The sequence below is a fragment of the Ruegeria haliotis genome (assembly GCF_013377785.1).
Classification (GTDB): domain Bacteria; phylum Pseudomonadota; class Alphaproteobacteria; order Rhodobacterales; family Rhodobacteraceae; genus Ruegeria; species Ruegeria haliotis.
This window is the reverse complement of the sequence record NZ_JABXWT010000043.1, coordinates 1-6,224: the sequence shown is the minus strand read 5'-3', so window position 1 is coordinate 6,224 and position 6,224 is coordinate 1. Positions and strand designations below refer to the sequence as shown.

Genomic DNA, 6,224 nt, shown 5'->3' with positions numbered 1-6,224 from the left:
ACACCGCTTCCGTCCGCCTTAACGCGAACCTTAACGTTGTAGTCAATCACGCGCTTGACAGGCACAAGTACCTTCATTTTTGCGTATGCTCCTTACAAAAACGGCAAGCCGCGTCGCGACTCCACCAATGCTCTCGGACGACTGAATAGCGCCTTGCGCAGCGCCGTAACAGAGCAAAATCGTCACGTCATGGCGCCGGGACGTCGCGTTTCGTGGATTTTTACGTTGAGGGGCGAAAGAAAGTTACTTTTGGATCGACCGGATACGCTGATTGGGCCTGCGTTTTTGAATTGCGCAATCGTGACAGTTGAGGCCGGTTTTATGGTGATTCACTTGCCGCGCTATGTTTTAACCCCGGGGCTTCGCCCTTCCGGTCGCCAAGGCGTCCACTGGACGCCTCGCCGCTTTCAGCGGTTCGCGCCCGGAACCCACAGGATATCATCCTTGCCGCCGTTATTGGCGCAGCGCGCCGCGACAAAGAACCAATCGCTCAGCCGGTTGAGATATTTCACAGCCACCGCATTGACGGGTTCCATGTTCGTCAGTTCAACAGCCAGACGTTCCGCCCTGCGGGAGACGGTTCTGCAAACATGCAGATCGGCGGCAAGGCGCGAACCACCCGGCAGGATAAAGCTGCGCAGCGGTTCAAGATCGGCGTTCATTGCATCGATCTCGGCCTCCAGACGGTCGATCTGAGCCGGAGCAATGCGCAGGGGTGGGTAGTCGGCCTCGGCGTCTTCCTCCATGTCCGGGCGGCACAGATCCGCGCCAATATCGAACAGGTCGTTCTGGATGCGCGCCAGAGCGGCCTCGGTTTCACCTTCGGCCTCGGTCCGGGCCACGCCGACAAACGCATTGAGCTCATCGACGGTTCCATAGGCGGTGACGCGACCCGAGTATTTGGCGACGCGTTCGCCATTGCCTAAGGCGGTCTTTCCGTCATCGCCGGTGCGTGTGTAGATCTTGTTCAGGACGACCATTTATTGAATCCCTTGCCCGCGCAAATAAACGTAAAGCAGGATCAGTAGAACGGCAACAAACTGGAAGAGGATACGCAGGCGCATCATCTTGTTGCTTTTCTTGGCGGCTTCCATGCCGCTTTTGCCGAAATTGGCAATGCCAAGGGTCAGCACAACGACGACCGCCGCCATGGTCAGAAGCAAAACGATCATCAAAAGGTCCATGTGAGGGTACCGTCCGCATTTTTGGTTTCGTTGCGCCACATGTAGCGTCGAGCGGGCATAAAGCGAACGGGTAATTTCGTCTCAGATGTCCGAAAGAACACGGTCGATAGCCTTGGTTGACAGGATCCGACGCAAACATCCTGCAATATAGGTCGGGGTCGTTACGTAATAGCGGGCTTTCGGCTTTCGGGCCTCGACGGCATGGGCCAGCTTGTCTGTCACCGCCGACGCTGGCAGTTCGAACCGGTCTGGTCCGGTGCTTTCATAGAGGCGCTTGAGCAGTGCACCTTCGTATTTGTCGCGCAGGGCGGAGTTTTCCCAGTCGATGAACCGTTCGAACAACGGAATTGCCTTTTCGCGCAGCTTGGATGTGATCGGGCCGGGTTCGATCAGAACGACCTTGATGCTGGTGTTACGCAGTTCCATCCGCATCGTGTCTGTCAGGCCCTCTATCGCGTATTTGGTTGCGACATAGGCGCCGCGCCAGGGAAACGCCACCAGTCCCAAAACGGATGAGCATTGCACGATGCGCCCGTGCCCTTGTTCGCGCATAACGGGAATCACCTGGCGTGTCAGCTCGTGCCAACCAAACACATTGGTTTCGAAAATGTGGCGCAAACCTTCGGTTGGCACATCTTCGACAGCGCCGGGCAATCCATGGGCGCCATTGTTGAACAATGCGTCCAGAGTGCCGCCAGTTGCCGCGAGAACCTCGACTAGACCCGAAGTGATACTGTCGGCGTCCGTATAGTCGATTCGCGGGCTATCAAAGCCCTGTGCCCGCAGCCGGTCGCAATCGCGTTGCTGACGGCAGGACGCAAAAACACGCCAACCGCGCGCACGCATGCCGTGTGCCGCATCCAAGCCAATGCCGGACGAGCAGCCGGTAATTAGAATCGATTTCTGCATGTTCTTCCCGAGCCTCAATCCAGCCAATAGCTAGGGGCAGGTTGGACACAGGGCAATGACACCCAAGCGTTAGTTGGTCTTTTTCCGGACGAGTGAGGCGGAAATCCATCCGACCTGTTGCCCGGGCAACACGCGAAGACGCAACCAGCCAGTTCCTGACTCGCTCAGCACCTCGACCTTTTGGCCGATCCGGGCTTTGCCGATGATCGGATAAATGGTGCCGGGTCCATCGCGCATGTTCACGCGGGTACCTGAAATTTCGCGGATATCTTTTTCAGGTTCCGTCAGCATCGGGATCTCGGCTGATACCGTATCGGCGTCCGTGGTGACTTGTTGCAGCGCAGTAACGCCTTGTTCCAGAGACGCCAGCGTAAGGGTCACGCTCTGGTCGTCAAACAATGAGGGGTTCGCTTGCAATCCGGCGGCGACCTGCGACAGCAACGCCTTGGTTTCATCCTCTCCAAGCACGGCTGCGGGTTCGGCCAGCGGCTGAATGGCATCCGTCGACTTCAAAGCAGCGCGTGTCACCAGTTCTTCGACAGGCGCGGGTGTCAGCGGCTTGGGTGCAGGTTTTGGTGCAGCGGCCACGCGTTCCGGTTGATCTGCGCGCAGGCCGCGCGGTTCAAAGTCTGGACCGCCGCTCATCACGTAGAACGTCCAGCCAAGCAGGGCAAAGGTAATAAGTACAAAGCGCGTCATGACGCATCCCCCAGGTAATCGTAACAACAAAAAAAGCAGCATTTATTCAATTGTTGAGATGTTACCATATTTTAGCGGTTGAGTCGAAAACCCGGGGAAAACGTCTTTGTGTCTCCCCCTGTTGCAAAAAGCGCGACTTGTCCCCAGCAAAATACGTGCTGCTTGCTTTACCAAGGCGCATCGGCGTCGTATCACATCATCTATGAACGATACGATCGACGACCCCAACATGAAGACGCCCGAGAACGGCGGCGAGGTGGCCGAACCACTGCGCCGCGCGATTGGCGAGCGTTATCTGACCTATGCGCTGAGCACCATTATGCACCGGGCACTGCCCGACGCGCGCGATGGCCTTAAGCCGGTTCACAGGCGAATCCTTTATGCCATGCGTGAGCTTCGGTTGAACGCGACCGGCGGTTTCCGTAAATCTGCCAAGATCTCGGGCGATGTGATGGGCAACTATCACCCACACGGCGACGCCGCGATTTACGACGCGATGGCGCGTCTGGCGCAGGATTTCAACGTCCGTTACCCGCTGGTGGACGGGCAGGGGAACTTTGGCAATATCGACGGCGACAACCCGGCGGCCTCGCGTTACACCGAGGCGCGGATGACCATCGTCGCCGAGGCGCTGCTTGAGGGTCTGAACGAAGACGCTGTTGATTTCCGCGACAACTATGATGGTACGCTGACCGAGCCGGTTGTGCTGCCGGCGCAGTTTCCGAACCTGCTGGCCAATGGCTCCAGCGGTATTGCTGTTGGCATGGCGACCAATATTCCGCCGCATAATATTGCCGAACTGTGTGATGCGTGCCTGCATCTGATCAAGGTGCCTGAGGCGCGCGACGACACCCTGTTGAACTATGTGCCGGGGCCTGATTTTCCGACTGGTGGAATCATTGTCGAACCGCCCGAGAACATCGCACATGCCTATCGCACCGGGCGTGGATCGTTCCGCCTGCGTTGTAAGTATGAGGTCGAAGATCTTGGTCGCGGGCAGTGGCAGGTTATCGTCACCGAGATTCCCTATCAGGTTCAGAAATCCAAGCTGATCGAAAAGATCGCCGAACTGATCCAGACCAAGAAAATCCCGATACTGGCCGATGTCCGCGACGAATCCGCCGACGACATCCGACTGGTCCTCGAACCACGCTCCAAGAACGTGGATCCCGAGGTGTTGATGGGCATGCTCTACCGCAACTCGGACCTTGAGGTGCGGTTCAGCTTGAACATGAACGTGCTGATCGACGGGGTGACACCCAAGGTCTGCTCGATGAAGGAAGTGCTGCGTGCCTTCCTCGATCACCGGCAAGAAGTGTTGTTGCGCCGCTCGCGCCACCGCATGGCCAAGATCGACCACCGTCTGGAAGTGTTGGAAGGCTTTATCATTGCCTTCCTTAATCTGGACCGTGTGATTGACATCATCCGTTATGACGACGATCCCAAAGCCGCGTTGATGCGCGAGAACTGGGGCGTCGACCATGTTCGCGCCACCAGCGAGGCAGACTATGTCTCGCCTGCGCTGGGTGAGGGAGAGTTAAGCGAAGTTCAGGCCGAAGCGATCCTGAACATGCGCCTGCGCAGCCTGCGCCGTCTCGAAGAGATGGAACTGGTGCGTGAGCGCGACGCGCTGATGGAAGAGCGCGCCAATCTCGAAGATTTGCTGGCCGATGATAACCTGCAGTGGGCGAAAATCGCCGAGCAGTTGAAAGAGACCAGAAAAACCTTTGGCAAAGATTACGAAGGCGGTGCCCGTCGCACCCGCTTTGCCGAGGCGGGCGAGGTTGAAGAGGTTCCGCTTGAGGCCATGATCGACCGCGAACCAATTACGGTCGTGTGCTCTCAGATGGGCTGGATTCGCGCGATGACCGGCCATATCGACCTGACGCGCGAGTTGAAGTTCAAGGATGGCGATGGCCCGCGCTTCATTTTTCATGCCGAGACGACGGATCGCCTGTTGGTCTTTGCCTCGAACGGGCGGTTTTATACCGTCAGCGCCGCAAACCTGCCCGGCGGGCGCGGCATGGGCGAACCACTGCGTCTGATCGTGGATCTGCCGAATGAGGCACAGATCGTCGATATTCTGATCCACAAGCCGGGACGCAAGCTGCTGGTGGCCTCCGGTGCTGGCAACGGCTTCATGGTGCCCGAAGATGACGTTCTGGCGCAGACTCGCAATGGCAAGCAGGTGTTGAACGTCAAAGGCGACGAAACGGCGATGATCTGCAAACCGGTTGATGGCAATCACGTGGCAGTGGTGTCGCAAAACGGCAAGTTCCTGGTTTTTCCAATCGAGGAATTGCCCGAAATGACACGCGGCAAAGGTGTGCGTCTGCAAAAATACAACATGGCGCGCGGGCGTCAGGGTACGCTGGAACTGGATGGCGGGCTGTCAGACGTGACCACCTTCAACTGGGAGGATGGTTTGAAATGGTCCATGGGGGGCGATAAAACACGGCACGAGGCGGACTTGACCCATTGGTTGGCCAAGCGTGCTGGTGTGGGGAAAAAGGCGCCCTATGGCTTTCCGCGTGACTATAAATTCTCGTGATCGCGGCGCGGCAATGGTGGATTTATGCCGATACGGCTTGGCACAGGCCGTATCGGTGCGCTACATCCAGTAAAAACAGGCCTATCGAGAAGAGAACATGTTACGCATTCTGACTCTGATTACCGGACTGGCCCTGATGGGCGCATGCACGCAAACGCAAGTGTACGAAGAACCCGAGTCGCTGGGTGAGTTCAAGCTGCGGGTAAACTACGCCTTCGCGGATAAGGCCGTTCAGGGGCCCGTATCTCGCGACGCGACGCCCAAGGAGTGGACCGATGCCATTCAGAACGCGGTCGACATCCGATTGGGACGGTACGAGGGCGCGCAGGAATATGACATCGGTATCAGCCTCGAAGGGTATATGCTGGCCCCTCCAGGTATTCCGGTGATCTACAACCCCAAAAGCACCGCTATCGTTCTGGTTAACGTGTATGACGTGAACAAGAAGGAATTCGTTGCCAAGGGTAAGCAATTTCAGGTTCTCGAAGATACAACTGGCGGCAGTGCCTTTAAAGGCTCAGGCCATGAACGAACAAAAGAAGAGCAAATGAGCGGACTTGCCTTGAAGGTTGCCGACCGGGTCGAAGAATGGCTTGCCGACGAGCACAAGGATAATGGTTGGTTCAATTCGCGCCCCAACCTGATCCAGCCTCTTGATTCTGGTGAGGTCACGCAAAATCCGGCGTCATAACCGGCTTTTCCGGCAGGATGCGCTTGATTTTCCCCTGTGAACCAAATATCTCGCGCGCGCAGATGTAACCACGGGACCAAGGGTCCCCCAAATCGCAAAAGGGCGCCTGAGGAATGGCAAAGGAAAAGTTTGAGCGTAATAAGCCGCACGTCAATATCGGCACGATTGGCCACGTTGACCACGGCAAGAC

Annotated in this window: 6 protein-coding genes and 1 pseudogene; 2 read left to right on the top strand and 5 right to left on the bottom strand. The window is 57.2% G+C overall.

Annotated features, from left to right (window positions below; all coding sequences use genetic code 11):
- The 5 genes and pseudogenes from HW561_RS23105 to HW561_RS23085 all read right to left on the bottom strand — a co-directional run.
- Positions 1–77, bottom strand: a pseudogene (locus HW561_RS23105) (electron transfer flavoprotein subunit beta/FixA family protein); the annotation flags it as partial.
- Positions 78–407: 330 nt separating this feature from the next.
- Positions 408–980 carry a cob(I)yrinic acid a,c-diamide adenosyltransferase gene (locus HW561_RS23100; protein ID WP_176867718.1) on the bottom strand — a complete coding sequence of 191 codons (573 nt, stop codon included), beginning with the start codon at positions 978–980 and terminating at the stop codon, positions 408–410.
- The gene (locus HW561_RS23095) at positions 981–1,184 is read right to left on the bottom strand and encodes a twin transmembrane helix small protein (RefSeq protein WP_176867716.1); all 204 of its coding nucleotides are present in this window, start codon (positions 1,182–1,184) and stop codon (positions 981–983) included.
- Positions 1,185–1,265: 81 nt separating this feature from the next.
- On the bottom strand, positions 1,266–2,093 hold the full coding sequence (locus tag HW561_RS23090) for an SDR family NAD(P)-dependent oxidoreductase (protein WP_176867714.1): 828 nt from the start codon (positions 2,091–2,093) through the stop codon (positions 1,266–1,268).
- Positions 2,094–2,162: 69 nt separating this feature from the next.
- The gene (locus HW561_RS23085; protein ID WP_235963048.1) at positions 2,163–2,792 is read right to left on the bottom strand and encodes an SH3 domain-containing protein; all 630 of its coding nucleotides are present in this window, start codon (positions 2,790–2,792) and stop codon (positions 2,163–2,165) included.
- A gap of 202 nt (positions 2,793–2,994) precedes the next feature.
- Between HW561_RS23085 and parC the strand changes: the two genes are divergently transcribed.
- Positions 2,995–5,343: a DNA topoisomerase IV subunit A gene (gene parC / locus HW561_RS23080; RefSeq protein WP_176867713.1), complete on the top strand. Its 2,349-nt coding sequence runs from the start codon at positions 2,995–2,997 to the stop codon at positions 5,341–5,343.
- Between the two features lie 97 nt (positions 5,344–5,440).
- Positions 5,441–6,034, top strand: coding sequence for a hypothetical protein (locus tag HW561_RS23075; RefSeq protein WP_176867711.1), 594 nt, complete (start codon positions 5,441–5,443; stop codon positions 6,032–6,034).
- Positions 6,035–6,224: the final 190 nt, after the last annotated feature.

Bases quoted from the DNA above. Each gene is read 5' to 3' on its own strand.
- HW561_RS23100 (WP_176867718.1), bottom strand. From the start codon at position 980: ATGGTCGTCCTGAACAAGATCTACACACGCACCGGCGATGACGGAAAG.
- HW561_RS23095 (WP_176867716.1), bottom strand. From the start codon at position 1,184: ATGGACCTTTTGATGATCGTTTTGCTTCTGACCATGGCGGCGGTCGTC.
- HW561_RS23090 (WP_176867714.1), bottom strand. From the start codon at position 2,093: ATGCAGAAATCGATTCTAATTACCGGCTGCTCGTCCGGCATTGGCTTG.
- HW561_RS23085 (WP_235963048.1), bottom strand. From the start codon at position 2,792: ATGACGCGCTTTGTACTTATTACCTTTGCCCTGCTTGGCTGGACGTTC.
- parC (WP_176867713.1), top strand. From the start codon at position 2,995: ATGAACGATACGATCGACGACCCCAACATGAAGACGCCCGAGAACGGC.
- HW561_RS23075 (WP_176867711.1), top strand. From the start codon at position 5,441: ATGTTACGCATTCTGACTCTGATTACCGGACTGGCCCTGATGGGCGCA.